The sequence below is a fragment of the Kitasatospora sp. NPDC058965 genome (genome assembly GCF_042741245.1).
Taxonomy (GTDB): Bacteria; Actinomycetota; Actinomycetes; order Streptomycetales; family Streptomycetaceae; genus Kitasatospora.
The window spans coordinates 25,705-28,284 of sequence record NZ_JBHYKG010000087.1 but is presented as its reverse complement, the minus strand read 5'-3'; the positions used below and the strand labels follow the sequence as shown (position 1 = coordinate 28,284).

Here is a 2,580-nt window from a genome sequence, read left to right as displayed (position 1 = left end):
CAGGCCGGCTACCCGTCGTCGCCTTGGTAGGCCATTACCCCACCAACAAGCTGATAGGCCGCGGGCTCATCCTGCACCGCCGGAGCTTTACACCCGGGACCATGCGGTCCCAGGTCATATCCGGTATTAGACCCCGTTTCCAGGGCTTGTCCCAGAGTGCAGGGCAGATTGCCCACGTGTTACTCACCCGTTCGCCACTGATCCACCCCGAAGGGCTTCACCGTTCGACTTGCATGTGTTAAGCACGCCGCCAGCGTTCGTCCTGAGCCAGGATCAAACTCTCCGTGAATGTCTACCGGTAATCCGGTCTCCACCCGCGCAGAGCGGCACAGCAACCACCGGAATAGGGCGGCCCCGTGCACTGCGTCCTCGCTAGTGTTTGTTTCAAAAGGAATCTCCAACCCCGATCAAGTGATCAAGGCCGGGGATGTCAACATATCTGGCGTTGACTTTTGGCACGCTGTTGAGTTCTCAAGGAACGGACGCTTCCTTCGAGTTGATTTCTCAACCCTCCGGGCTTCGTTCTTTCGTGTTTCCAGCTTATCAGATGCTTTCCGTTCCGTTTCCGGCTCCGGATTCCATTCCGATGTGCTTTCGCCTTTCGGCGCTCCCGAACTCTAGCAGAGTTTCTCGGTCCGTTTTCCCCGCTCGAACGTCAATCGAAATTCGGAGCGGAGCCGCGCGACCGGGGCGGGGCAACTCGGAGAACATTACGCACCGAGTCGCCCCGCGTCAAATCAGGGCGGGGATCAGACCTCGACCACGACCGGCAGGATCATCGGCCGGCGGCGGTAGTTGTCGGCCACCCACTTGCCGATGGTGCGGCGCACCAGCTGCTGGACCTGGCGCACCTCCAGCACGCCGTTGTCGGCGGACTTGCGCAGCGCCTCCTCCAGCTTCTGCACCACGGGGGCGAAGGCGGAGTCGTCGATGCCGGAGCCGCGGGCCTGGATGGTCGGGCCGCTGACGATCTTGCCGCTGCTGGAGTCCACCACGACGAAGACCGAGATGAAGCCCTCCTCGCCGAGGATCCGACGGTCCTTCAGCGAGGACTCGGTGATGTCGCCGACCGAGGAGCCGTCGACGTACACGTAGCCGGCCTGCACCTTGCCGACGATCTTGGCGACGCCGTTCTCCAGGTCGACCACCACGCCGTCCTCGGCGATGACCGTGCGGTTCTTCGGCACACCGGTCTTCATGCCCAGCTCGGCGCAGGCACGCAGGTGGCGCCACTCGCCGTGCACCGGCATCAGGTTCTTCGGCTTGCAGATGTTGAAGAAGTAGAGCAGCTCGCCGGCCGAGGCATGCCCGGAGACGTGCACCTTGGCGTTGCCCTTGTGGACGACGTTGGCTCCCCAGCGGGTCAGGCCGTTGATCACGCGGTAGATCGCGGTCTCGTTGCCCGGGATCAGCGAGGAGGCCAGGATGACCGTGTCGCCCTCGACGATCCGGATCTGGTGGTCGCGGTTGGCCATCCGGGACAGCGCCGCCATCGGCTCGCCCTGCGAACCGGTGCAGACCAGCACGACCTCCTTGTCCGGCAGGTCGTCCAGCTGCTTCACGTCGACGATCAGGTTGCCGGGGACCTTCAGGTAGCCCAGGTCACGGGCGATGCCCATGTTGCGCACCATCGAGCGGCCGACGAAGGCGACCTTGCGCTTGTACTCGTGCGCGGCGTCCAGCACCTGCTGGATGCGGTGCACGTGGCTGGCGAAGGAGGCGACGATGATGCGCTTCTCCGCGTTGGCGAAGACGTTGCGCAGCGCGGCGGAGATGTCCCGCTCGTGCGGGATGAAGCCGGGGACCTCGGCGTTGGTGGAGTCCACCAGCAGCAGGTCCATGCCCTCCTCGGCCAGCTTGGCGAAGGCGGGCAGGTCGGTCAGCCGACCGTCCAGCGGCAGCTGGTCCATCTTGAAGTCGCCGGTGGCGACCACCATGCCGGCCGGGGTGCGGACCGCGACCGCCAGGGCGTCCGGGATGGAGTGGTTGACCGCGATGAACTCGCAGTTGAAGGGGCCGATCTGCTCCCGCTCCCCCTCGGCGACCTCCAGCACGTAGGGGCGGATCCGGTGCTCGGCGAGCTTGGCCTCGATCAGCGCCAGGGTCAGCTTCGAACCGATCAGCGGGATGTCCGGGTTCTCCCGGAGCAGGTAGGGCACGGCACCGATGTGGTCCTCGTGACCGTGGGTCAGGACGATGCCGTCGATCTTGTCGAGGCGGTCCCGGATCGAGGAGAAGTCCGGCAGGATCAGGTCGATGCCGGGCTGCTCGTCCTCCGGGAAGAGCACGCCGCAGTCGATGATCAGCAGTCGGCCCGCGTACTCCAGCAGGGTCATGTTGCGACCGATCTCCCCCAGTCCGCCGAGCGGGGTGATGCGGATCGCGTTCGGCGCGAGTGCGGGCGGCGCGCCGAGTTCAGGATGAGGGTGGCTCAAAAGACTCTCCGTTCACGCAGCGCGCCATATGCCGCGGGGTCTTCGCCCCACCCGCATATTGGGCGCGGCGTGGGGCGTAACAGTGAGGGCGGGGCCCGCGGCCACCCGCGGGGCGGTATTGTGGCGCGCGCCGGGGGTGTCCGGT

At 65.7% G+C, this 2,580-nt stretch carries 1 protein-coding gene and 1 rRNA gene; both read right to left on the bottom strand.

The window, feature by feature from the left end; genetic code table 11:
* Positions 1-289, bottom strand: a 16S ribosomal RNA gene (locus ACFW1A_RS16965); the annotation flags it as partial.
* A gap of 460 nt (positions 290-749) precedes the next feature.
* On the bottom strand, positions 750-2,435 hold the full coding sequence (locus tag ACFW1A_RS16960; protein ID WP_380409755.1) for a ribonuclease J: 1,686 nt from the start codon (positions 2,433-2,435) through the stop codon (positions 750-752).
* Positions 2,436-2,580: the final 145 nt, after the last annotated feature.